15 protein-coding genes and 1 pseudogene are annotated in these 24,171 nt (G+C 71.8%); 6 read left to right on the top strand and 10 right to left on the bottom strand.

Going from position 1 to position 24,171, the window contains the following annotated elements:
* Positions 1–23: 23 nt before the first annotated feature.
* From ACFY0K_RS35120 to ACFY0K_RS35110, 3 genes are all read left to right on the top strand, one after another.
* Positions 24–503, top strand: coding sequence for an NUDIX domain-containing protein (locus ACFY0K_RS35120; RefSeq protein WP_390643220.1), 480 nt, complete (start codon positions 24–26; stop codon positions 501–503).
* A 54-nt stretch (positions 504–557) separates the two neighbouring features.
* Positions 558–1,382: a 3-hydroxybutyrate dehydrogenase gene (locus ACFY0K_RS35115; RefSeq protein WP_390643219.1), complete on the top strand. Its 825-nt coding sequence runs from the start codon at positions 558–560 to the stop codon at positions 1,380–1,382.
* A gap of 76 nt (positions 1,383–1,458) precedes the next feature.
* Positions 1,459–3,426 (top strand): helix-turn-helix domain-containing protein, encoded by a 1,968-nt coding sequence (locus tag ACFY0K_RS35110; protein ID WP_390643218.1) that lies wholly within the window; start codon positions 1,459–1,461, stop codon positions 3,424–3,426.
* 32 nt (positions 3,427–3,458) lie between these two features.
* Here the strand turns inward: ACFY0K_RS35110 and ACFY0K_RS35105 are convergent, their stop codons facing one another.
* Together ACFY0K_RS35105 and ACFY0K_RS35100 are read right to left on the bottom strand one after the other, a co-directional pair.
* Positions 3,459–4,826, bottom strand: coding sequence for an MFS transporter (locus tag ACFY0K_RS35105; RefSeq protein WP_390643368.1), 1,368 nt, complete (start codon positions 4,824–4,826; stop codon positions 3,459–3,461).
* A gap of 412 nt (positions 4,827–5,238) precedes the next feature.
* Positions 5,239–5,427, bottom strand: a complete 189-nt coding sequence (locus tag ACFY0K_RS35100) for a hypothetical protein (RefSeq protein WP_390643217.1) — start codon at positions 5,425–5,427, stop codon at positions 5,239–5,241.
* Between the two features lie 188 nt (positions 5,428–5,615).
* On the opposite strand from ACFY0K_RS35100, the gene ACFY0K_RS35095 reads away from it, so the two are divergent.
* From ACFY0K_RS35095 to ACFY0K_RS35085, 3 genes are all read left to right on the top strand, one after another.
* Positions 5,616–7,637 (top strand): LodA/GoxA family CTQ-dependent oxidase, encoded by a 2,022-nt coding sequence (locus tag ACFY0K_RS35095; RefSeq protein WP_390643216.1) that lies wholly within the window; start codon positions 5,616–5,618, stop codon positions 7,635–7,637.
* Positions 7,634–8,806 carry an NAD(P)/FAD-dependent oxidoreductase gene (locus ACFY0K_RS35090; RefSeq protein WP_390643215.1) on the top strand — a complete coding sequence of 391 codons (1,173 nt, stop codon included), beginning with the start codon at positions 7,634–7,636 and terminating at the stop codon, positions 8,804–8,806. Before ACFY0K_RS35095 ends, ACFY0K_RS35090 begins: the two co-directional genes overlap by 4 nt.
* A 799-nt stretch (positions 8,807–9,605) precedes the next feature.
* A complete protein-coding gene (locus tag ACFY0K_RS35085; RefSeq protein WP_390643214.1) occupies positions 9,606–12,932 on the top strand; it encodes a S8 family serine peptidase in 3,327 nt (1,108 codons plus the stop codon).
* A gap of 116 nt (positions 12,933–13,048) precedes the next feature.
* Here ACFY0K_RS35085 and ACFY0K_RS35080 read toward each other — a convergent pair whose 3' ends face one another.
* The 8 genes and pseudogenes from ACFY0K_RS35080 to ACFY0K_RS35045 form a co-directional block, all read right to left on the bottom strand.
* Complete coding sequence (locus ACFY0K_RS35080) at positions 13,049–14,533, bottom strand: helix-turn-helix domain-containing protein (protein ID WP_390643213.1); 1,485 nt, start codon at positions 14,531–14,533, stop codon at positions 13,049–13,051.
* 159 nt (positions 14,534–14,692) lie between these two features.
* Positions 14,693–18,406, bottom strand: coding sequence for a S8 family serine peptidase (locus tag ACFY0K_RS35075; RefSeq protein ID WP_390643212.1), 3,714 nt, complete (start codon positions 18,404–18,406; stop codon positions 14,693–14,695).
* Between the two features lie 264 nt (positions 18,407–18,670).
* A complete protein-coding gene (locus tag ACFY0K_RS35070; protein ID WP_390643211.1) occupies positions 18,671–19,387 on the bottom strand; it encodes a hypothetical protein in 717 nt (238 codons plus the stop codon).
* Positions 19,362–19,511: pseudogene (locus ACFY0K_RS35065) on the bottom strand (IS5/IS1182 family transposase); the annotation flags it as partial. The pseudogene ACFY0K_RS35065 and the gene ACFY0K_RS35070, both read right to left, overlap by 26 nt.
* Positions 19,512–19,669: 158 nt before the next feature.
* Positions 19,670–20,791 (bottom strand): DUF2235 domain-containing protein, encoded by a 1,122-nt coding sequence (locus ACFY0K_RS35060; RefSeq protein WP_390643210.1) that lies wholly within the window; start codon positions 20,789–20,791, stop codon positions 19,670–19,672.
* Between the two features lies 1 nt (position 20,792).
* Complete coding sequence (locus tag ACFY0K_RS35055) at positions 20,793–21,728, bottom strand: DUF6424 family protein (RefSeq protein ID WP_390643367.1); 936 nt, start codon at positions 21,726–21,728, stop codon at positions 20,793–20,795.
* A gap of 252 nt (positions 21,729–21,980) precedes the next feature.
* Positions 21,981–22,988 (bottom strand): sugar phosphate isomerase/epimerase family protein, encoded by a 1,008-nt coding sequence (locus ACFY0K_RS35050; protein WP_390643209.1) that lies wholly within the window; start codon positions 22,986–22,988, stop codon positions 21,981–21,983.
* 39 nt (positions 22,989–23,027) lie between these two features.
* Positions 23,028–24,170, bottom strand: a complete 1,143-nt coding sequence (locus ACFY0K_RS35045) for a Gfo/Idh/MocA family protein (RefSeq protein ID WP_390643208.1) — start codon at positions 24,168–24,170, stop codon at positions 23,028–23,030.
* Position 24,171 lies beyond the last annotated feature (1 nt).

The raw sequence follows: 24,171 nt of genomic DNA, 5'->3' as shown, positions 1-24,171 counted from the left end.
AACCCGGCCGTTAGGGTCGGGCCATGGCTACTCCTGACTTCATCCGCACGATCCGGGCCGCCGCTGGGCACCAGCTCCTGTGGCTGCCCGGGATCACCGCCATCGTCTTCGACGACGCCGGCAGAGTGCTGCTCGGCCGCCGCACCGACACCCGCAAGTGGTCGGTCATCGGCGGCATCCCGGAGCCGGGGGAGCAGCCCGCGGCCTGCGCCGTGCGGGAGGTCTTCGAGGAGACGGCGGTGCGCTGTGTCGCCGAGCGGGTGGTCCTGGTCCAGGCGCTGAACCCCGTCACCTACCCGAACAGTGACGTCTGCCAGTACATGGACATCACCTTCCGATGCCGGGCCGTCGGCGGCGAGGCCCGCGTGAACGACGACGAGTCGCTGGAGGTGGCCTGGTTCGACGTGGACGCGCTGCCGGAGCTGAACGAGTTCGGGGTGTTCCGGATCAAGCAGGCCATGTCGGACGCACCCACATGGTTCGACGCTACGGCTTTCAGCTGAAGTATGTGTGCTGACGCCATGTGGGTGCGGGGCGCCGCCGCCTAGGGTCGACCCATGAGTTCGCCCAGCACCCGCTCCGCCGCCGTCCCCGGCGCCGCCCCCGTCCCGGACCTGCGCGGCCGCACCGCGCTTGTCACGGGTGCCGCCGGGGGCATCGGCCGCGCCTGCACCCTGCGTCTCGCGGCCGCCGGCGCCCGGGTCAGAGCCGTCGACCGGGACGAGCCGGGACTGGCCGAGCTGGTGGACTCGGCCGGGCGGGCCCTGGACCCGGCGGGCGGCGGGGCCGTCGAACCGTACGTCCTCGACCTCGCCGACCTGGACGCGGCCGAACGCGCGGCGACCGGCACCGACGTCCTCGTCAACAACGCGGGCATCCAACTGGTCCGCCCCATCGAGGAGTTCCCGCCGGACGTCTTCCACACCGTGCTGACCGTGATGCTGGAGGCGCCGTTCCGGCTCATCAGGGGCGCGCTGCCGCACATGTACGGGCAGGGCTGGGGGCGGATCGTGAACGTGTCCTCCGTCCACGGGCTGCGCGCCTCCCCCTACAAGTCCGCCTATGTGGCCGCCAAACACGGTCTGGAGGGTCTGTCGAAGACGGCCGCTCTGGAGGGCGGCCCCCATGGGGTCACCTCCAACTGTGTGAACCCCGGCTATGTGCGCACCCCGCTGGTCGAGAAGCAGCTCGCCGACCAGGCACGGGCGCACGGCATCCCCGAGGAGCGGGTGCTGTCCGAGATCCTCCTGACCGACAGCGCCGTCAAGCGGCTCGCCGAACCGGAGGAGGTCGCCGAGGCCGTGGCCTATCTCTGCGGCCCCCAGGCATCCTTCGTCACGGGCACCTCGCTGGTGCTCGACGGCGGCTGGACGGCCCACTGAGGGAGCGGAACGCGTCGGCCCGGCGAGTTTTCCACAGGCCCGACGGGCCGCAGCGGCGATGCGGAATCCTGTGACCATGTCTCGCGATCACGTGCAGTCCGCCGGGCGGCCGGTTCCGGCCCCGGCGGCCGGTGTCCTCGACCTGGGCGGCGAAGCGCCCTGGGATGCCGAACCGGCGTACCTCGAACTACTGGCCAGGGGTGCCTCGGCGGAGGCGTACGAGCAGCCGGTGCTGCTCGCCCGCGCCGAGAACCGGCCGCCGGAGCGGATCGCCGCCCTGGAGCGGGCCAAGCTCCTCGCGCTGCGGGTGCGCACCGAGCTGGAGGGCAGACGCCGACGCGAGGCCGAGCTGTCCGCCCTGTTCGAGACCGCGCACGACCTGGCAGGACTGCGGGACGTGGACGCCGTGCTCCAGGCCATCGTCCAGCGTGCCCGCTCCCTGCTCGGCACCGACGTCGCCTACCTGAGCCTGAACGACCCGGCGCGCGGCGACACCTACATGCGGGTGACCGAGGGCTCGGTCGCCGCCCGCTTCCAGCAGCTGCGGCTGGGCATGGGGGAGGGGCTCGGCGGACTCGTCGCACAGACCGCGCGGCCGTACGTCACCGACGACTACTTCAAGGACGACCGCTTCCGGCACACGCTCACCATCGACGCCGGCGTGCGCGACGAGGGGCTGGTCGCCATCCTCGGCGTACCGCTCATGCTCGGGCCGCAGGTCATCGGGGTGCTGTTCGCGGCGGACCGGCGGGCACGTGTCTTCGAACGGGAGCAGATCGCGCTGCTCGGCTCCTTCGCCGCGCTCGCCGCGGCCGCCATCGACACGGCGAACCTGCTCACCGAGACCCGTTCGGCCATGGCCGGACTGGAGCGCGCCAACGAGATCATCAAGGATCACAGCGCCGCCGTCGAACGCGCCTCGGACATCCACGACCGGCTCGCCGAACTCGTGCTGCACGGCGGTCAGGTCCAGGACGTGGCCGACGCCGTCTCCCAGGTCCTCGGCGGCACCGTCGAGTTCACCGGCACCGCCGACCCGCGGTCGCTGGAGACGTCGCGCACGGAGGGGCACGCGGTAAGCCACGGCGGCGAGTGGATCGCCGCGGTCGCCGCGGGCGGCGAACTCCTCGGCGCGCTGGTGCTGCGCGGCCGTCCCGGCCTCGACCCCGTCGACCAGCGCACCCTGGAGCGCGCCGCGATGGTCACCTCGCTGCTCCTGCTGGCCCGCCGCTCGGCCGCCGAGGCCGAACAGCGGGTGCGCGGCGAGCTGCTGGACGACCTCCTCGACGCCCGCGACCGCGAACCGCGCCAACTGCGGGACCGCGCCGCCCGGTTGCACGCCGACCTCGACGCCACGCACGTCGTGCTCGCCGCCCGCCCGGAAAGCCCGGTGGCCGACGCCGAGGAGGCGGCGGCAGCGCGCCGCCGGCTGTGGTCGGCCGCTTCCCACCTCGCCGGGACCCGGCACGGCCTGGCCGCCGCCCGCGACGGCGGCACCGTCCTGCTGCTGCCCCTCGACCCCGGCGACACCGCCGCCGACGTGGCCCGCCGCACCGCCCGGCACCTCGGCACCGCCGTCCGCCGGCCGGTGACCGTCGGCGCCTCCGCCCCCGTCACCGGCCTCGCCACCCGCCCCGAGACCGTGGCCGCCGCCTACGCCGAGGGCCGCCGCTGCCTGGACGCGCTGGACCTCCTGGGCCGGGGCGGCGACGGCGCCGCCGCAGAGGACTTCGGCTTCCTCGGCCTGCTCCTCGCCGGGGAACGGGACGTCACCGGGTTCGTCACCCGCACCATCGGCCCGGTGGTCGCCTACGACAGGCGGCGCGGCACGGAACTGGTGCGGACCCTCGACGCGTACTTCGCCTGCGGGGCGAGCCCGGCCCGCACGAAGGACGAGCTCCACGTCCACGTGAACACGGTGGCCCAGCGGCTGGAGCGGGTTGCCCGCCTCCTCGGCGACGACTGGCAGAGCCCCGCCCGAACGCTGGAGATCCAGCTGGCGCTGCGCCTGCACCGGTTGGGGGCGGCGCCGGATCACCGCTGATCCCCCGGGGACAGGGGACCAGCGGCGCGGACTCAGCGGGCGGGTACGTCTTCGCCGCGTGCCGGGACGGTCGCGGCGCCGTCGTCGGCCAGGTCACGCCGCCGGGTCTCCTTGGCCACGCCCACCGCGATCAGGGTGAGCACGGACGCCGCGATCACGTACAGGGCGATCGGGGTGGAGCTGTCGTAGTCGGCCAGCAGGGCGGTGGCGACGAGCGGGGCGGGCGCGCCCGCGGCGACGGAGGCGAACTGGGCGCCGACGGAGGCGCCCGAGTAGCGCATCCGGGTCGCGAACATCTCGGCGAAGAACGCGGCCTGCGGCGCGTACATGGCGCCGTGCAGCACCAGGCCGACGGTCACCGCCAGTACCAGGTACCCGAACCGCCCGGTGTCGGCGAGGGCGAAGAACGGGAACATCCACAGCCCGATCCCGGCCGCCCCCAGCAGATAGACGGGCCGACGTCCGACCCGGTCCGACAGCGCGCCCCACGCCGGGATGACGGCGAAGTGCACGGCGGAGCCGATGAGTACGGCGTTCAGCGCGGTCTGCTTGGAGACACCGGCGGAGGTGGTGGCGTAGACGAGGACGAAGGCGGTGATGACGTAGTAGCTGATGTTCTCCGCCATGCGCGCGCCCATCGCGACGAGCACGTCACGCCAGTGATGCCGCAACACGGAGACGAGCGGCGGCTGTTCGGGCCGCCCCGCGCTTCGCCGGGCCTCGGACCTGGCCAACGCCTCCCGGAACACGGGCGATTCGTCGACGGAGAGCCGGATCCACAGACCGACGACCACCAGTACTCCGGAGAGCAGGAACGGGATCCGCCAGCCCCAGCTCGCGAAGGCGTCGTCCGACAGGACGGTGGTGAGCAGCGACAGCACACCGGTCGCCAGCAACTGGCCGGCCGGGGCCCCGGTCTGCGGCCACGACGCCCAGAAGCCGCGCCGGCGCGCGTCCCCGTGCTCGGAGACGAGCAGGACGGCTCCGCCCCACTCACCGCCCAGCGCGAACCCCTGGACGAGCCGCAGGAGGGTCAGCAGGACGGGCGCCGCAGCGCCGACCGTCGCATGCGTGGGCAGCAGCCCGATCGCGAACGTCGCCCCACCCATCAGCAGCAGACTCAGCACGAGCAGCCGCTTGCGCCCGAGCCGGTCGCCGTAGTGCCCGAACACCAGAGCACCGAGTGGCCGGGCCGCGAACCCGACCGCATACGTCAGGAACGACAGCAACGTCCCGACGAGCGGGTCGGAGTCCGGGAAGAACAGCTTGTTGAAGACGAGGGCGGCCGCGGAGCCGTAGAGGAAGAAGTCGTACCACTCGATGGTGGTGCCGATGAGGCTGGCGGCGACGATGCGGGGGAGGCTGGACGGGGCGGGCGGGGAACTTGCCGGTGACGACATCGGCACCACTTCCTGGCGTTCGACGGGGACGTTGCGTGTCGCCATACCGTAGGAAGGTGCAAGTCAGCGGCGTATGTGGTTGGACGCCACACTTCTGGGCCTAGGAGTGCGTGCGGCAACCATGGAGGTGGTGTCCAGCCTTCGGGGGCCTTAACGAGGGCACGACGGGAGCTGTCCGAGTTGCATAGTTCGGGCATGATTTGGGAATGCCGTGCCAACTCCCGTGCCAACTCCCGTGCTGACTTGGTGCTGACTACGCAGCGTTGATGGTCGACATGGGCCCCGGATCGGGCGTCGCAGCGTCGGGTTGAACTGCGAGGCGGGCAACTTGGCCCGGGCCGACGAAGGACGCCCGAGTGGCATCGAACGTTGGGCCTGGCGTCGCTGCCGGTAACCGACATGCGTTCCGGTCTCACGTGTTTCCGGGAGGCGCGGGATGACGGCCGAAGCTCTTCTTCCAGGCCGCGATGGCGTCGTGCTTCTCGGAGTGGGCGAGCACCAGCACACCGACACTGTCGACGATGCCGCTGCCCTCGGCGGCCGGACCGCTCTCGTCTGCTACCGCCGCCTCACCGGATGAGATCGGCTGTGAGCCGACCACGGGGGCGCGGCGCGGCCCGGCGTGTGGGACGACTGCCGGTCCTCTGCCCCGGCCTGCCGGCCGGGAGCGCCATCTTGGCGTCCCAAGATGCATCCGCACAGCCATTCGGTAATCTCGATGTTCGGCCGAAAATCGCAAGATCCTACGTTTAAGATCGAACTGGCGGTCCCGCAACGGAAGGCTGTTCGATGGACGTTAAAATCGTGCAGGTGAAAATTCACCCTGCCATTGGTGTCGCCCGGGTCGGCAACAGCAAAGAAACACCCTTCATCGGCCCGGAATCACCGGACCAGCAACCTGCGGACCTTGGCTCCTACAAGGACGGATCCGGGGCGATCCGGCGGCAGGCCGCACGTTTCCGGGTGTACGGCTACAACGCCGCAGGGGAGGTCGTGCGAGAGCTGAAGCCGGGCGACGCGGGTGTTTCCGAGATCCAGTGGACGGTGCACCTGGCCAACAAGAAGGCCGCCTGGTACCAGTTCCATGTGCCGCTCGACATCCCCGAGGGCAATACACTCGCGCCGGAGCAATACGGCCGGCGAAACGCCGACGTCGTGGGCGCCGACCGGAAGAAGCTGGTCATCGACCCCGGAAGCCGCACCGTTCGCGGCTCGATGACCGAGACGCAGAAATTCGATTCCGGCAAGATCATGGACAAGGCGGTGTACCTCGGGGAGATTTCCACCCAGTCCGACGGCCGCCTGCTGGTGCTCGGCGGAAGGGGAAATTCCGCCTCCTACAAGAACAGCCCGATCACCGGAGTCGCGAACAACGACACCTGGTACGACGACGTGTCCGACGGTCCGGTGACGGCGAAGGTCCGTATCGACGGCACGGAACTGACCGCCACCCCCGCCTGGGTCGTGGTGGGACCCCCTCACTACGCCCCCGGCGTGAAATCCGTCCGCACCCTCTACGACCTGCTCTTCGATGTCTTCGTCAAGGCCGGTTCGCTGACCCGCCCGCCGCAGATTTCGTTTGCCGACCATATTGAACCGATACTGCGCCGGTTGTGCGATCTGCAGTGGGTGAACCATGGTTTCGCCACGCAGTTCGGCTGGAACGGTCCCAACTTCTTCCTCTCCCCGGCGATGCGGAAGCGGCTGGCCGATCCTTCCCAGCGCAACCGGGAACTGCGCCGCCAGACGTACGTCGCCCTGCGCGACTACGACCGCGACGGAACGTCCCCGGTGCCGTGGCCGTGGCTCTACGGCGACGCCATGGCCAGCAAGCCCAAGTCCGTGCGTCAGCACAGCAAACTGTCCCCGACCCAGGACTGGATGCTGAGTCGTTGGGCCGACGGCGCCTTCCAGCCCGGACCGCTGCGGCAGCCCCGACCGAACGTGGACAGTGCCCCGGTCGGCGAGCAGCCGGGACTGCTGGACCGGGCCGCCCTGGAGAGCTGCGCGGCCGACGCGTTCCACCCCGGGTGCGAAGTCACCTGGCCCATCAGGTCCCCGAGCATGTTCAGCGCGCCCTTCCGTATCAAGCACCGAGCCCCGAACACCGCGGAACCCGACTACGGGCCCACCCTCACCCCGCAGGAAGCGACGGCCGCGAACGGCCCACTGTTCGCGCAAGGGCCCGGCGACCTCACCCGCTGGATGGCCGCCCCATGGCAGGCGGACACCGCGAGCTGCCGCTCCGGCTACGAGGTGCTGGCCAATCTCGGGCCCCGCTACAGCCCGTACCTGCCGACCTTCTGGCCTGCCCAGGTGCCGAACCATGTGCTGAAGCTTGAGGACTTCGAGAAGGTCAACACGCCGTCGGCCGGCGGCGACGACAGTGCCCGCGAGGAGGCGTTCGAGCGGCGGGCGACCTGGCTGCGCGGCCTCACCGGCACCATGAACGAGCAGCGCGCACAGATGATCAAGGACTGGTCGAAGCTCGGCGTCATCGAGGTGCGCGACTACACCGTGGGCGACGGCAAGTTCCCCGACCGGATCCATGTGGAGTCGCGCCCGGGAGCACCGCTCGACCGGGCACCGGACACGGCGAACCTGGTCAACCTGCAGGTGCCCGAGGCAGGTCCGTCCGTGCTGGCCGCCGCAGGCGGAATCTGGCCGGCGGACAGGCTCGCGCCCGAAACCGTCGAGGCCGACCACGTGGCACAGGCGGTCAGCGAGGCAGCGGAGGCGACCGGCTACCTCGAGGAGGAGATCGCCGCCGGATACCTCGAAAGACTCGACCCCTTCCACGAGGAGCGGTGAGCGCCGCACTGGCTCCGGGCGCGGAAACCTACGACGTGGTGGTGGCGGGCGGCGGCCCGGCCGGCTGCGCCGCCGCGATCGCACTCGCCGGGGCCGGCCGTACGGTTCTGCTGGCGGACGCCGGCACCGGGCCGCCGAAGGTCGGCGAGACACTCGTGCCCGCGGGGCGGGTCCTGCTCGGTGACCTCGGCGTCGCAGACCGTGTTCTCGGGTCCGGGCACCTGCCCTGCTACGGCAGTCTTTCGGCGTGGGGTTCGGCCGACTTGCACGCCGTGGACTTCATCAACGATCCGCATGGCCACGGCTGGCATCTCGACCGGCGGCTCTTCGACCGGCGACTGCGCGACGCCTCCCGCGCGGCGGGTGCCGAGGTCGCCGAGGGCACGGCCGTACGCGGCACGGCCCGGAGGCCGGACGGCGGTTGGACTCTGGCTCTGCGCGGCGGGACGGGCCCTGCCGCTGCTCCTGGGGCGGGTGGGGAGCGCACGGTGTGCTGCCGCTGGGTGATCGACGCCACCGGCCGCGCTGCCGCGATCGCCGTCCGGGGTGGGGCCCGGCGGTGGGTCCGGGACCGGCTCGCAGCCCATTACGCGCACCTGGAGACGGACCCGCGGGACACCGACCGCCGCTCCCTCGTCGAGTCAGACGAGGACGGCTGGTGGTACACCGCCCCACAGCCCTCCGGTAAGCGCCTCGTCGCCTACTTCACCGACACCGACCTGTCTGCCGCCCCGTACACCGCGCACCACTTTCACCGACGGTTGTCGGCCACCAGGCACGTGTCCCGGTGGACCCACAGGCACGGGCCCCCGCCTGCGCCACCAGTCGCGCCACGCCGGGCCGCCGCGCACACAGCGCACCTGGACCGGGTGTACGGGGACGGCTGGACCGCCGCCGGGGACGCGGCGATCGCCTTCGACCCGCTCTCCTCCCAGGGCGTCCTCACCGCCCTCTACACCGGGATGAGCGCGGGCCTGGCCGTCGACGCCCACCTGAGCCGTGTGCATCGCGGCGCGGACTCCGGCCTCGCCGCCTATGCGCACAAGGTCGAGGCCGCGCGGACTGCGTATCTGCGGGGCCACCGTCTCGTCCACGCCCAGGAAGCCCGCTGGATCCACCGCACCTTCTGGGCACGGCGCCTGGCCGACTTGCCCAAATCCCCCTTCTGAACGCAGTCGTAGCACCCGGAGACGGGCCCGCCCACCCGACAGCACCCCGACCGCCGACCGGCCGGCAACTTGGCAGGACGACACTCTGACCGCAGCCTCCGGCGACCGGCGCCCCGACTGTACGGCACGCGTGCCCCGCCGACCTGCCACGGTTCGTCGAACTGGGCGCCGAGCACGCCGCCTTCGAACGCGCCTCCCCGCCCGCCCCCGACCTCGCGCAACGGCTCGCGGCGCTGTGTACCGGGACCCATCGGCAGACGCACCGGGAGCCCGTCATCGGGCGGGCGCCGGTCTGGGTGGAGCCCGCGATGGTTCCTGCGATGAGCGGCAGGACGAGTCCGAAGGCGGGCAGGAGCACGCTCGGGCCGCCAGCTGACCGGCCGACGCCCGGGAGGTGGCCGAGCCGCGAACCGCCGCTACCGGCTGCGCTCGCCGGCGCTGCTGACCGGAGCCACCGCGCTCACCGAGGACTCCCGACTGCTGCCGGGCACCGCCTGGTTCGACGTCCTGGGTCGAACCGATCTGCCGGTGGTCTCCGCGCAGGAGACCGTACGGGTGGGCAGCCACTGGCCGGCTTGACACCACCTGGGGAGCGGCTTGCTCGGTACATCCATGAGCCGCCAACCCGGACGCTTTTTCCCCTTTGTGGCGTATAGGGGTTGGCGTAAAGGTGACTTGACGCCTGGTGGACAGAGCAGACTGCTGACCTCGGCACTTGACGGCATCACGCTGTCCTTCCATGAGAGACATGAACAACAGGTGGCGCCGCGGGATCCGCCCTCCCCGGCCTCGCCATACGGTGGCAGCCGCCGCCCTCGTGGCGCTCGTGGCCGGACTGACCGCCGCCCCCGGCGCCGCTCAGGACCTCGGCCAGGCCACCGGGCGAACGGAAGCGGCCGCGCAGACCGGAGCGGCCCGGTCGCCGATCATCTCCCGGCATCAGCTCACACTGATCACCGGCGACCGCGTCACGCTGGAGACGGACACCTCGGGCAAGCAGAGTGTGTCGGTCGAGCCCGCCGAGGGCCGCGAACGAATCGCGTTCATCAAGCGCCAGACCGGTCGCGACTGGACGGTCATACCCGCCGACACGCTCCCGCTGCTCGCGACGGGCCGCCTCGACAAGGCGCTGTTCAACGTCTCCGCCCTGGTCCGGGGCAAGTACGCGCAGCGGTCGAGTCTGCCGCTGATCGTCGAGTACGCCGGTGACGCGGGCACCGCCCGGCGACGGCTGACCACCGCCGGTGCCGACGCCGTCCACCCCATCGGCGGGACCCCCTTCGCGACCCTCGGCGAACACCGCGCGGACGCCGCCGGGTTCTGGAAGGGCATCGCCCCCGGCCGGGCGGACGCCGCGTCCTTCGCAGCGGGTGTGCGCCGGGTCTGGCTGGACGGCCGCTCCAGGATCCAGCTCGACAGCACGGTGCCGCGCATCGGCGCCCCGCACGCGTGGGAGAGGGGCTACACCGGCACCGGCGTCAAGGTCGCCGTGCTCGACACCGGTTACGACCCCCACCACCCGGACCTCAAGGGCGTGGTCACCGAGTCCGCGAACTTCACCACCGAGCCGAACACCGACGACCTGAACGGCCACGGCACCCACGTGACCTCCACGGTCGCCGGTTCCGGTGCGGCCTCGGACGGCAAGTACAAGGGTGTGGCACCCGGCGTCCAGATCCTGTCCGGCAAGGTGTGCACCGCCGACGGCAACTGCGACAACTCGAACATCGTCGAGGGCTTGGCCTGGGCCGCCCAGCACGGCGCCAGGGTGATCAACCTCAGCCTGGGCGACACGGACACGCCGGAGACCGACGCCGTTGAGGCCATGGTCGACACCGTGTCCCGCGACTACGGCACGCTGGTCGTGGCCGCGGCCGGCAACAGCGGTCCCGACAAGGTCTCCTCACCCGCCTCCGACGACCGGGCGCTCGCCGTCGGCGCGGCCGACGAGAACGACGACCTCGCCGGCTTCAGCTCGGTCGGCCCACGGGTGGGCGACTCCGGCCTCAAGCCGGACATCATCGCCCCCGGCGTCAACGTCGTCGCCGCACAGGCAGGCGGCACCACCGCCGACGACGGCTACGTCGCGATGAGCGGCACCTCCATGGCCACGCCCCACGTGACCGGAGCCGCCGCCATCCTGTTCCAGCAGCACCCCGACTGGACGGCGGAGCAGGTCAAGCGCCAGCTGATGCAGTCGGCGACCGGCGCCAAGGAGCACGGCGCCTACTTCCAGGGCGCCGGACGCGTCGACGTCGCCCGGGCGGTCGACCAGGACGTCACCGCCGACACCACCGCACTGGACTTCGGGCAGATCCGCTGGACGGACGGCAAACGGCCGCCGGTGACCAAGACCATCACCTACCGCAACCCGGGCGCCGCGCCGGTCACTCTCCAGCTGACGGACAACCCGAGCAGCGGCAAGAAGGACGTGCCCGCACCGGCCGGCGTGTTCCGGCTCGGCGCCGGCTCGGTCACCGTGCCCGCGCACGGAACGGCGGACGTCACCCTCACCGCGACGCCGGAGGCCACGACCACGTACGCCGCCTACAGCGGCGTGGTGAGCGCGACCTCGGCGGACGGCCAGGTCTCGGTGCGCGTCCCGTTCGGCATGGACGTCGAGCAGCCGTCCTACGACCTGCGCATCGACATGAAGAGCCGCACGGGCGCCGCCCCCGACAACGCCTACCTGCTGGTCAACTCGGCCGACGGCAAGGAGTACGACGTCGAGGCGCTCGGCAAGAGCAGCACGGTGGTGCGACTGCCGAAGGACACCTACTCCGTGAGCGGCTTCTACTTCGACGCCTCCTTCACCGAGGGCACCATCGTCGGTGTGCCGAAGGTCGTGATGAGCGCCGACCGGCAGGTGACCATCGACGCCCGGAAGGCGAAGCCCGTCACGGTCTCGGCACCGAGCCGCTCCGCGCGCATCATGTCGGCCGAGATCGGCACGATCAGCATGGCCGACCAGCTTCTCTCGGTCACCATGTACAACGCGATCGGCACGGACCACATCGACGGCGTGTACGCGGTGCCGACGGCCCGGGACACGGAATCGAAGTTCACCTACCTCGTCACCAGTGTCTGGGGCGACCCGGCCGGCCCCGACGGGAATCCGTCCTCGGTCTACTACCTCACGCGGCCGGTGCACGGCGCGATCCCGGCGGACCCCGCCTATCACCCCCGCACGTCGGAGCTGGCCCGGGTGAACACCACGTTCGCCGCGACCACGCCCGGCACCACGGCCACGCGCCTCGTGTGGACGTACGTCGACGGCGTCCGCTTCAGCGGACGGGCCATGGACGGGATCCCGGTCCCGGCGCGACGCGTCGACTACTTCTCGGCGGCCGACGGCCTGCGCTGGCAGACGGCCTTCGACCAGAACAGCTTCCTCGACCCGGACGCGCACGGGCAGAGCTACCTGAGCGACCTGCACGGCTACAAGGCAGGCTCCCAGGTCGAGGAGCGCTGGAACGGCGGGATCCAGGCCGTGGGCCTCTCGGACCAGATGGCCGCCTTCCGCGAGGGTGACACGATGTACCGGCCCTTCCAGTCGGCCGCCAACGGCAACCTCGATCTGGTGGCCGACACCACGACCGGGCTGCCCAAGGTGGAGCTGCGACGCAACGGCGAGCTGGTCTCCCAGGACTGGAGCATGAGCGACGTCCCGGCCGACGCCACCCCCGCCGACTACCGTCTGACGGTCGAGCACGACCGTGACCTGGCCCCCAGCTCCGTCTCCACGAGTGTGCGGGCGGAGTGGCGGTTCCGGTCGCAGACCACGGCGACCCGGCAGGCGCTGCCGCTGTACGCGGTCCGTATGTCGCCGAAGCTGGACGAGTGGAACCGGGCCGAGGCCGGCCGCAGGCTCGACATCCCGGTCCTGATCCAGCGGACGGCCGGCGCCCCGGTTTCGCCCGTCCGCGTCTTCACCACCGAGGTCTCCTTCGACGAGGGGAAGACCTGGCAGTCGGTGCGGATCAAGGGCTCCGGCATGGAGCGCACCGTGACCGTGGAGAGCCCGCGCCGCGCCGCGGGCGGCTCGGTCAGCCTGCGCGTCCACGTCGAGGACGCGGCGGGCAACTCCTTCAAGGAGACCGTCATCAAGGGCTACCTGCTCAAGTAGCCGCCTTCGCGGAGGCGAGCAGTGCAGCCCGGCCGCGGCGGCCGGGCGGTCGAGGACGGGGCCCGCCGGACACATCCGGTGGGCCCCGTCCGTGTGCGGTGCGGCGTCCGCCGTGCTCAGAGCCAGTCGCGGCGGGCCGCATGCCAGCCCAGCTGCATCCGGGTCGCGACGCCCGCCAGGCTCATCAGGCCCTGGATGCGACGCTGGACGGTGCGCTTGCTGACCCGCAGCTGTCCGGCTATCGCCTCGTCCGTCATGCCGGCGACCATCAGGGAGAGCAGGTGCCGGTCCTCCCCGACCGGCGAGGCGGCATCCGTGGTGCCGGCGCCGCCGATCTGGCCCTCCTCTGTCACCCGGAGCGGGGCACCGATCTCCCAGTGGTGTTCGAACAGGGCGATGAGCGCGTCCAGCAGGCTGCTCTCCCGCACCACCGCGGCCCGTAGTTCCCGGGGGTTGCGGGATGTGCCCGAGACGGCCAGCGGCAGGATGGCCACCGAGCGGTCGGCGATCGCCATCCGCAGCGGCAGCAGAGGCACCGCCCGGGCGACCTCTCCGGCGCGCACGCCCTTGACGACGTAGTCCACCGCGTCGGGGTCGTCGAAGTACGCCTGCTCGTACAGGGCCCTGTAGAGCACACCCCGGTCCAGCGCCTCGAACTCCTCCTCGTTGCTCTCCGGGGACATGGCCACGTACTGGGCCTTCACGAACCACATCATCTCGCGGTCGGTGCCGTGCTGGAGCTGGCGCAGATGCTGGCGCAGGGCCGCCGCGCCGGTGATGATCTCGACGGCCTCGCCCGTGCTCCGGGCCCATGCGCTGCGGCGGTGTGTCTCCGCCAGTTCGTAGACGGCGGCACGGGTCTGTTCCAGGGCGTCGAAGTGGCGTTGGAGCCGGGGCATGAGGGCCACCTGCGGCGGCACGGCCGTGAACCATTCGGGACTGTCCTCGGCCGCCGACGCCAGGCCCTTGTGCTCCAGCGCGCGCAGCAGCAGCCGCGCGGTCACGACGTCGAGGTCCGAGCGGCCGGAGATGTCCTGGGCGGACGCGGTCCCGGTGGCGACCAGAAGGCGGTACACCTCACTCTCGTCGGCCGTCAGGCCCACCGTCTCCAGCATGCCGCCACCTCTCTCCGTGTCCGGGCCGCCTCCGCCCGGGTTCCCGCAGGGGAAACGCGGTCGTCCCGGCGGATGATTCCGCCGGCCCCTGCGACCAGGCACCACGACGGTTGCCGCCGGCCCCTCGGTGGGATGTACGGCGATCTCTGCCGGGGGCAGCTCGAAGATCAGTCCGCCAGGTCCGCCGGATGACGGAGCACGGATCTGGCGGCTCGCTGTGCCGACGGAGCCGATCCAGCGGGCGAGTACGGCGGCCTCCCTGGGGTCGACGTCCTTGGTGGCGGTGAGCAAGGTGACCCTGCCGTGGGCGGCGGGATCACGCAGGTGCTGCACGGCCGGCCGGTGATCGGCGTCCTCCGGTTCGCCGATGCAGCGATCCCCGGACTCCGCGAAGCGATCCTGGTCGTGGTGGTGCCAGTGGCGCACGTCCGTCGACGGCGTCACGTCGCGGAGCCATTGGTCCGGGTGAGCCCGTTCTTCGCGCATTCCGCGGGGTCACAGGCGGTCCACGAGCACTCCGCTTGCCGTTCGGCGACGAGGTGTCCTCATGGACCCTCTGACACCCGGGAACGCCGCGTGGGTGGGCCGCCGGCTGCGGTCCCACCCACGCGGTGCAGTCCCGGGTGACCTCCCGGGGGGTTGACGTCAGCGCAGGCCGAAGGCCCGGGTGATCGTCTGCGAGACGGTGTTGCCCGCGCTGTCCCGGGCGCCGACCCGGAGGGTGGCGAAGTCGGCGGACCGCGGCGCGCGCAGGTTCGTCCGCCATCCGCCGTCGCCCCGGCTCAGGTCGGTCCGCTGCCAGGTCGCACCGTCGTCGTACGACACCTCGACGGTCGGCTTCCCGATGGCGGCCGTGGTGCCCGGCAGGTGCGAGGCGGTCACCGTCAGGCCGGCGTGCCGGTCGGCACGGCCGGACGTGTCGGTGTCCACGCCGTAGTCGAGCTGGATGAGCGGCAGGGACACCGCCGCATCGCTGCCGGTGACCGCGGAGGTGAAGTCCCACTCGGTCAGCGTGTGCGTCGAGTACGGGTCGGCCCAGGTGCCGCGGTCGTTGTCGAGGACCAGCCGGTAGGGCAGGCGCTCGGCGCCGAGGCCGGGAACCTGCAGGTACTCGGCGTTGCCCCAGTCGAGCTGCTGGTCGCCCTGGTAGAGCGACATCCAGTCCTTGACGTCGAAGTTCGCGCCGGCCTCGCCGACGTGGCCGGACCCCGAGTCACCCCAGCCGGGCGCGGTGATGTACATCGTGTCGAGGTAGCGCACCGGCTGGTAGTTGATCGGCCCCATGCGGGGCCGCTGGATCGGGCCGAACCAGCTGACCTTGCCGGTCTTGCCCGCCGGGTACTTCAGCGGGTCGATCGAGTGCTGCCCGGTCTCGCCCTGGATGAAGGCGTCGTCAAGCCATGTGGTGCCGGCGGTGACCCAGTCGGTGCGCTCGCCCTGGGCGGGCGCGGTGAGCTGGTTGCCGACGGCCCAGCCGCGCCAGACGTCCGGGCGGAACTCCATCGCCTTGCCCTGCCGGTAGTTCCGGAAGGAGACGTTCACCCGGCCGAGGTCCTTGGACTCCTCACGCCAGGTCGGGTCCGCCGGAACGGCGCCCGTCCAGTGGTGCACGACGTCGTAGACGTAGTCGGTCGTGGGGTGCGAGGTGACCTTCAGCGAGACCGTGCCGTGCCGAAGTCGGCCGAGCAGGTCGGCGCCCTGGTCGGCGTTGAGCGTCGCCACCGTCACCGGGGCCGGGCTCTCCGGGCTCCAGGGGTTCTCGTCCCAGGGCTGCAGGCGGCCGACGCCGTCGTTGACGACCAGCAGCAGCCGGGCGCCGGCGGCCGCGGCGGCCTCCGCCTGGGCCTTGATCCCTGCCGTGACGGCGCCGCGCACCACGACGGCCTTGCCGCGCACGTTCTGCTGCGCGAGCTCCCCGGCCGTGCCGTCACCGGCGAAGACCGCCGTCAGGTTCCGGGTACCGGCGGGCAGCGGCGTGGCAGCACGCTTGACCAGCGGGTCGTTGTAGGTCGTCGACTTCGTGCTCACGGTCAGCGCAGGCTGTTCGAGGCGGAAGCGGGCGCCGGTCTCGAACTCGCCGTCGGTGACTTTCTTGTCGGTCGGGAGCGCCCAGATGCTGTCGTACGACGGGTCCGGCAGCATCGACGTCTCCACCAGGCTGTCGGTGAAGGACCGGTGGGCATCCAGGCGCGGCGCGACGGCGGTGGTCTGCTGCGGCACGCGCGCCAGGATCCGGCGTGCCTTGCGGCCGTCCAGGGTGACGGTACGGTCCTGGTCCAGCTTCACGTCGTTGAAGGCGAGCAGCACCATGCCGCGCGAGTGAGGGCCTTCGGCGCCCTGCACGTCACCGGTGAGCCAGCCGCTGTAGCTGCCGACGGGCAGCCGCGCCGTGCCGGTGCCGGACGCGTCGAGGTCCAGCACCGTGAAGAGGTGCTCGGCGGTCAGGACGACCCGGCCCTGCAGCGGCTTGCCCGAACGGTCCTTGGCGACCACGGTCAGATTCTGCCGCTGGCCCTCGCGGGCCGCGCCGATCAGGGTCCGGGCGCGGACCGTCCCGGCGCCGTCGGTACCGGTGATCATGGCGCTGACCGACTGGTCGCCCGCCAGCTTGTCCAGGGCCGCGGTCAGCGTGACCGCGGCGGTGCCGTGTGCGGGCACGGTGACATGGTCCTCGGAGAGGCTGAACAACCCGGCCGGGACGGTGCCGTCGACCGCCAGGCCGAGGCCGGCCGGGGCGTCGCCGACGTTGGTGTACGTCACCGTCTGGACGTCGGTCTCTCCGGGCTTCGGGGGCCACGTGTGGAAGCCGGAGTAGGCGGTCGTGGTGGCGAAGACCGTGGTGTGCACGGCCGCCAGCGCGTCGAGCCGGCCGGCGCCCGCCTGGTACGGGGTGTACGCCGGGGTTGCCTTGGCGCTGCTGACCAGCGCCTCCTTGAGCTGGGTGCCCGTCCAGTCGGGGTGCTCGGCGGCGAGGAGCGCGGCGGCACCGGCGACGTGCGGTGTCGCCATCGAGGTGCCGCTCATCGTGGTGTAGTAGCCGGAGCCGCGCTTGTAGTGCGAGCGCGCCGCGACGATGTCGACGCCGGGTGCGGTGATCTCGGGCTTCAGCCCGCCGTCGCCGTCACGCGGGCCCTGGCTGGAGAAGTCGGCGAGCGTGTCGGTGGAGTCGACGGCGCCGACGGTCAGCGCGGAGTCCGCGGCACCGGGGCTGCTGATGGAGTGCGGGCCGCCGTTGCCCGCCGCGATCACGAACAACGCGCCTGTGTCGTGGCTGAGTTCGTCGACGGCCTGGCTCATCGGGTCGGTCTTGTCACCGGCGCCGCCCAGACTCATGCTGATGATCCTGGCCTTCTGGTCGCGGGCGGCCCACTCCATGCCCGCGATGATCCAGGATTCCTGACCGCTGCCCTCGGAGTTGAGCACCTTGCCGACGGCCAGCCGGGCGCCGGAGGCGACACCCCGCTCCTTGCCGTCGGAGGCACTGCCCGTGCCGACGATGGTCGAGGCGACGTGCGTGCCGTGGCCGTTGTAGTCGGCGATGTCGTCCTCGCCGGGGACGAAGCTGGCGCTGTCGGACACCTGCCCGACCAGGTCCGGGTGTTCGGTGTCCGCGCCGCTGTCGAGCATCGCGACCTTCACGCCCTGGCCGGTGGCGCCCTCCGCCCATACCTTCTGCGCGCCGATCTGGGCGGTGGAGTCGGCCAGGTCGGCCTTCACCTTGCCGTCGAGCCACACGTGGGCGACGCCGCCCGCGAAGGACGGCTTGGCGGACCGGGCCGCCGCGCCGGAACCCCCGGTGAGCGAGGACCAGAACTCCGGTGCCTGCTTGTGGTTCTGGGCGAGGGCCGCGCCCTGGATGCTGTCCAGGCGGCGGACGTCGGTCGAGCCGGCCATCTTGGTCCGGGTGCGGGCCTTGGCGGCGGCTCCGGTGTAGCGCACGATCAGCGGCAGCCGGGAGCTGTGCGCGTCGTCATAGCCCTCGTTGATCAGCCGCGTCACGTTGAAGAGCTGCTTGTCGAGTTTGCCGGCGCTCACGTACGGCAGGGCGGCGTCGGGGTAGACATAGGTGGCGCCGTCCACGACCACGCGGTGGAAGCCGGTGGTGGCTCCGCTCGCGGCCTGGAAGGAGCGCACGACGGTGCCGTCGGCGGCGGTCCCGATGGTGACCTTGTCACCCGTGATCAGGGTGACGGTGTGCGTGCCGGCATCGCCGGGGGTGTGGTGTCCGGCGTCGTTGTGCGACACCTCACCGGCGGAGTACGCGGACACAGCGGCAGTCGCCGGTATGACGCCGAGTGTGAGCGCGGCCGCCACGGCGAGGGCGATCGGCCCGGGCCGGGGGATGGGAACCTTGGGCAAAGAAGACTCCTGAGACGCGGCGAAGAGCGAAAGATCACTGGATCCTCTGGCCTCCCCCACCGGCGTTCAAGGGGTCGCACCTGTCGCTCTTGCGCCATGGCTCAGTTGCGCCGCGAGCAGGCGGCGGCGTCGGCGCGCGTCCGGGGGGACGGCGGCTGACCGCCCCATGAACTCGGCGTGAGGTACGGAGCAACGGGCCTGTGGGGCATGCCGGTCGGCGGCTTGGCCTTGTCCGCGCACTGGTGCTGACACCCGGACGACGTGTCAGTTCCCACCGCGGGACCGTCGGGAGAGCGCCACGGCCGTACCGCCGGCCAGCAGCAGCGCGCCGGCCCCCCAGACGATCCGGCCGCCGCCGAATCCGGTGTCGGCCAGCAGTCCGGACCCTGCGGAGGGGCCGCCCGAAACGGAGCCGGACGCTCCGGTCGCGGAGCCGCCCTGCGCCAGCCGCAGGGTCAGGGCCGCGCTGTCGTTGGAGGCGTCGGGGTCGAGCCCCTTCATGACCTCCAGCGTGCGGACCTGGCCCGTGGAGACGGCTGGGGTACGGGGGCCGATGGCGACGGTGAACGACAGGACGTGTCTGTCGCCCGGGGCGGGGCCGCCGAAGGAGCACTGGTAGGAGGACCGGCCCATCCGGGGGCCGGGGTCCGACCCGTCGTCCGTGGGCGGCGGCTGGCAGTTGTCCGGGATCTTCGTGGCCTTCGTGCCGGGCGGCAGCTTGACGAGGACCGGGAGGAAGGCGTCGTCGTCGAGGAGGTCCTCCACCACCGCCGGCCCCCGGTCGATCACCGTGGCGTGCAGCGTGGCGTGACCGCCGCGCCGCCCGGTGACGGTGTCCCCGGTGACGGCGAAGTCGGCGTGGTTGATGCTGTTGACGTAGGTGGTGAAGTACGGGGCGGTGTTCCCGTCGGACGCCTTTGACCTCCTGCTGGGCGCCACCGGCACGTGACCGGCGGACCGGCCTTCGCTCAGCCGGGACACGGCCCGGGTACCGGAAGCACCGCTCGCGTCGCGGCAGCAGCGGCTCCAGACGATCCCACAGCTCGTCAGGCACGATCCACGGCGACGTCCCCACGCCGGGCCGAACGCTCAACTCCGGGGACAGGACACCGCCATCAACGAAACGACGTCTGGTGGCGCTCTACCAGCACAGGGAGATCCCGCCGGCCACCTCCTGGCGTCGACGGGGACGACCGGGTGTCGCCACATCGGAGGAAGGCGCACGGCAGAGGGGTATGTGGTGGGACACCACCTTTCTGGTCGTCATCCCACCGGGGGCGGGACGGGCTTGGTCCAGTCGGGGTCGGCCCAGCGCTCCGGCTGCTGTGGATCCGGCAGGTCCGGACGGTACCCGGGGTCCCGTTCGCGGCGCAGTCTCACGCTGCTGTGGAAGACGGCGTCGTCGGGCAGGGGGCGGGAGCGCCGGCCCACCAGCATCCACAGCGGGCCGTTGTGGTGCACGGGAGCACCGGCGAACTCCTCGGTGACCGCGCACGTCGTGTCGTATGCCTTGTCCCGGAACACCAGGTCCCCGGTGACACCGTCGGTGATCCACTTCAGCGGGATCGTGGAGAGCAGAGGCGCGCCCTCGGCATGCTCGAAGGTACCGCCGACATCGGAGTGCACTCCGGCGAACCACACCTCCTCGGCGGTGTCAGGACGCTCCGGGCGGCGGGTCACCAGGAACTCGCGGTAGGGGCGGCGGGTCTCGTCGAGCGACACGGCGTGCCGGATGCGGGCCGCGTTCGGCAACTGGTGGGTGTACGGCCACTGCAGACTGCCCAGGCGCAGGAGCCCGGCCGCCTTCACGGTGTCCCACACGCCGAGGTAGGCCACGGGCAGGGCGTGGTGCGAGACCTGCCGCGGGTTGTTCTGCTTGACCTCCGCCCACAGCGGTTCGCCGTCGGTGCGTCGGCAGAACGCGTGCGAGAACCGGGCGACCTCCTGTTCGCTCCGGTCGATGTCCTGGTTGAAGGCGTACTTCGCCACTGCGTACGGCACGAGGTTCTCCGAGCCCGGACGCATGAGGCCGGGCTTGTTGAGCATGCCGACGAGCGCCCGGGCGGTGTAGGCGCCGCGGCTGAAGCCGAAGACGTACACCAGATCGCCGGGACGCCACTGCCGCACGAGGTACGTGTAGGCCTCGGCGAGGTTGGTCCGCAGTCCGCTGCCGAAGGCGAGCCCACAGAGGCGGGAGAGCCGTCGGCCGACGGGGCCGCCGGCGGAGGGCGACGCCATGGTTCCCACGCCGGGGTCGTAGTAGACGAGTTGCCGGGTCGGATCGTCCGCGTCCAGCATCTCCGTCAGCCTGACCACATTGGTGGGGTTGTTCGCGCCTACCTGACAGCCCGTGCCGTCGAGGCAGATGACGATCGCGCGGGGCATGTCAGTGCTCCCCTCCGGCATCGGACTGGCCCTGGACACGGTTGCCGCGCCGTGCCGCACCGGCGGCAAGCGGACCGGCGGCGGTGTGCCGGCCAGGAGGTATCTGCTGGGCGAAGGCCTGCAGGGCCACGTCGCTGCTTGCCGGCAGCACCGCCATGAGCCCGCGCTCCTGGGCCTCCGAGATCGACGCAGCGGCCTCGCTGCCCTCGGGGACGAAGGCCAGACGGACCGCGCCGTCGCCCGAGCCGCGGCGATCCACCGGAGCGACGGCTCCGTGAGTGCCGTCGGGCAGTGTCACCCACAGCTGGAAGTCGTCGTACCGGACGAAGTCCGCGCCCTTCACCGGCCAGGGGTAGTGGTGCTCGCCGGGCACCTTGGGGAGGATGCCCTGGTGGTTCCCGTGGCTGAGCGGCACGCACGCGTTGAACAGTGAGTCGGTCCACGCCTCGACCCCGTCGGCGTCCTTGATCGGCGTGCGCAGCAGTTCCTCGGCCCGCTCGTAGCCCAACTGCGTCAGGGCGGGCAGGGTGAGGGGGAAGGCGGCGATCAGTTCGGCGGCCTCCTGGCGGAGCCGGTCGACCTTCGCGGGGTCGGCGCAGAACTGCATGCTCCACTCGATGCCGACCCGGGCACGGAACATCAGCCAGTGGTCGGCTGCCCTGACCCAGAGGCTGCCGCCGTGGTGCATCTCCCAGCGCTCGGAGCTTTTCGGCCCCGGACCCGGATCGACGGGTCGGGGACCGTAGGGAAGGTCGGTGTCGTTCATCTGGCGGAGGATCTTGTGGACCGTTTCCTTGGCGGCACGGAAGTGCGCCGACTCGAAGCGCTTCGGATGTTCGACGAGGCGGATATGCCACGGATGGGTCTCCGATTCGACGCCACCGAACTGGAGTTGGGGTCGTGCCATGGCCGGCCTCCGCTGCCCGGCCCCGCGGATCGCTCCCCGGCTCGCGAGGCGAACCCCCCTTTGTCCCGTCTACCGGGCCACATGCCGGGCCACAGCGACGCGTGGAACGACGGCCCGAGTTTTTCCGACGGCAGGAAACGGTCGGCCGGCCGGCGGTTTTTCAGTGGCCGGAGCCCGCCACACACTCGTTTCGACTGCTCGACCAGTTTACTGCGGCTTGCTCCCGGCGTCGAAGCGATCAACGGCCGGGCAGCCCTGTTGACCAGCGCCGACGCCGGTGTGTCAGGAATTACGGCTGAACGCCGAGTCGAAGGAGCCGGCGGCCGGTTCGATGCGGGTGAGCTCCCGGACCCTGGCCAGTGCGTCGGGCGCGCCGGCCAGCCGGTCCATGCCGGCGTCCTCCCACTCCACGGAGATCGGCCCCGCGTAACCGATCGAGTTGAGCATCCGGAAGCAGGCCTCCCAGGGCACGTCACCGTGGCCGGTGGAGACGAAGTCCCAGCCGCGCCGCGGGTCGCCCCAGGGCAGCTGGGAGCCCAGGCGGCCGTTGCGGCCGTCGAGCCGGCGTACCGCGTCCTTGCAGTCGACGTGGTAGATCCGCTCCCGGAAGTCGTACAGGAAGCCGACCGGGTCCAGGTCCTGCCAGACGAAGTGCGAGGGGTCGAAGTTCAGGCCGAACGCCGGGCGGTGGCCGATGGCCTCAAGGGTGCGGACGGTTGTCCAGTAGTCGTAGGCGATCTCCGAGGGGTGCACCTCGTGCGCGAAGCGGACCCCCTCGGCGTCGAAGACGTCCAGGATCGGGTTCCAGCGGTCGGCGAAGTCGGTGTAGCCGCGCTCGATCATCTCCGCGGGGGCGGGCGGGAACATGGCGACGGTGTGCCAGATCGACGAACCGGTGAAGCCGACCACGGTCCGCACGCCGAAGGCGGCCGCGGCCCGCGCGGTGTCCTTGATCTCCTCGGCGGCCCGCCGGCGTACTCCCTCGGCCTCGCCGTCGCCCCAGATCCGTTCCGGCAGGATCGCCTGATGGCGCTCGTCGATGGGGTGGTCGCAGACGGCCTGCCCGGTGAGGTGGCAGGAGACGGTCCAGACCTTCAGGCCGTACTTGTCCAGCAGGGCGCGCATCCCCGGCAGGTAGCCGGCCTCCCGCAGGGCGCGGTCGACCTCGAAGTGACCACCCCAGGTGGCGACTTCGAGGCCGTCGTAGCCCCAGTCGGCGGCCAGCCGGCAGACCTCCTCCAGCGGCAGGTCGGCGAACTGGCCGGTGAACAGGGTGACGGGTCGTGGCATGGTGGCTCCTGTTCCGCAGTGGTCGGGTGGTGGTGTGCCTCAGTCGGTCACGGCCGTCCAGACGCTGGCGGTGCGGGCGCTGGCGGCCACGGCGTCCAGGACACGCTGGACGCGCAGGCCCTCGGCGAACGACGGGGTCGGGTCGGTCCCGGCCGCGATCGCCTCGACCAGGTCCTTGACCTGGTGCGTGAAGGTGTGTTCGTAGCCGAGGACATGGCCGGCCGGCCACCAGGCGGCGGCGTACGGGTGCTCGGGCTCGGTGGCGAGGACGCGCCGGAAGCCCGCCGTGCGGCTGCTCTCGGCACGGTCGTAGAAGCCGAGTTCGTTGAGCGACTCCAGGTCGAACACGAGCGCGCCGAGTTCGCCGTCCACCTCGATGCGCAGGGCGTTCTTCCGGCCGGTGGCGAAGCGGGTGGCCTCGAAGACGCCGAGGGCGCCGCCGCCGAAGCGGGCGGTGAAGGCCGCGGCGTCGTCGACGGTGACCGGCCGGCGGCCACCCGCCGGGTCCGGGCGTTCGGGGACGAAGGTCTCCAGCACCGCGCTCACGCCCGTGATCGGCTCACCGGTGAGGAACTGGGCCAGGTCGACGGCGTGCGCGCCCAGGTCGCCCAGCGAGCCGCTGCCCGCCCGCTCGGCGCGCAATCGCCAGGTGACCGGGGCCTCGGGGTCCACCAGCCAGTCCTGCAGGTACTGCGCGCGCACATGCCGGATCCGGCCCAGCCGGCCCTCGGCCACGAGCTGCCGGGCCAGCGAGACCGCGGGCACCCGGCGGTAGTTGAAGCCGACCGCCGCCCGGGCCCCGTGGGCGGCGCGGGCCCGCTGTGCCGCCGCGGTCATCGCCTCCGCCTCGGCGACCGTGTTCGCCAGCGGCTTCTCGCACAGGACGTGCTTTCCGGCGGCCAGCGCGGCCAGGGCGATCTCGGCGTGGCTGTCGCCGGGGGTGCAGATGTCGATCAGGTCGATGTCGTCCCGCTCGACCAGCCGCTTCCAGTCGGTCTCCGTGCCCGCCCAGCCCTGGCGGGCGGCGGCGGTCCGGACCTCCGCGGCGGAGCGCCCGCACACGGCGGTCAGTTCGGGCCGCAGCGGCAGGTCGAAGAAGCGCGGCGCGGTACGCCAGGCGTGGGCGTGCGCGGCACCCATGAAGGCGTAGCCGACCATTCCGACCCGCAGTGTTCCGGCCATG

The sequence above is a fragment of the Streptomyces sp. NPDC001507 genome, from assembly GCF_042894765.1.
Classification (GTDB): domain Bacteria; phylum Actinomycetota; class Actinomycetes; order Streptomycetales; family Streptomycetaceae; genus Streptomyces.
Note: the sequence above shows the minus strand (reverse complement) of the source record. Positions and strands in the feature narration are given on the sequence as shown.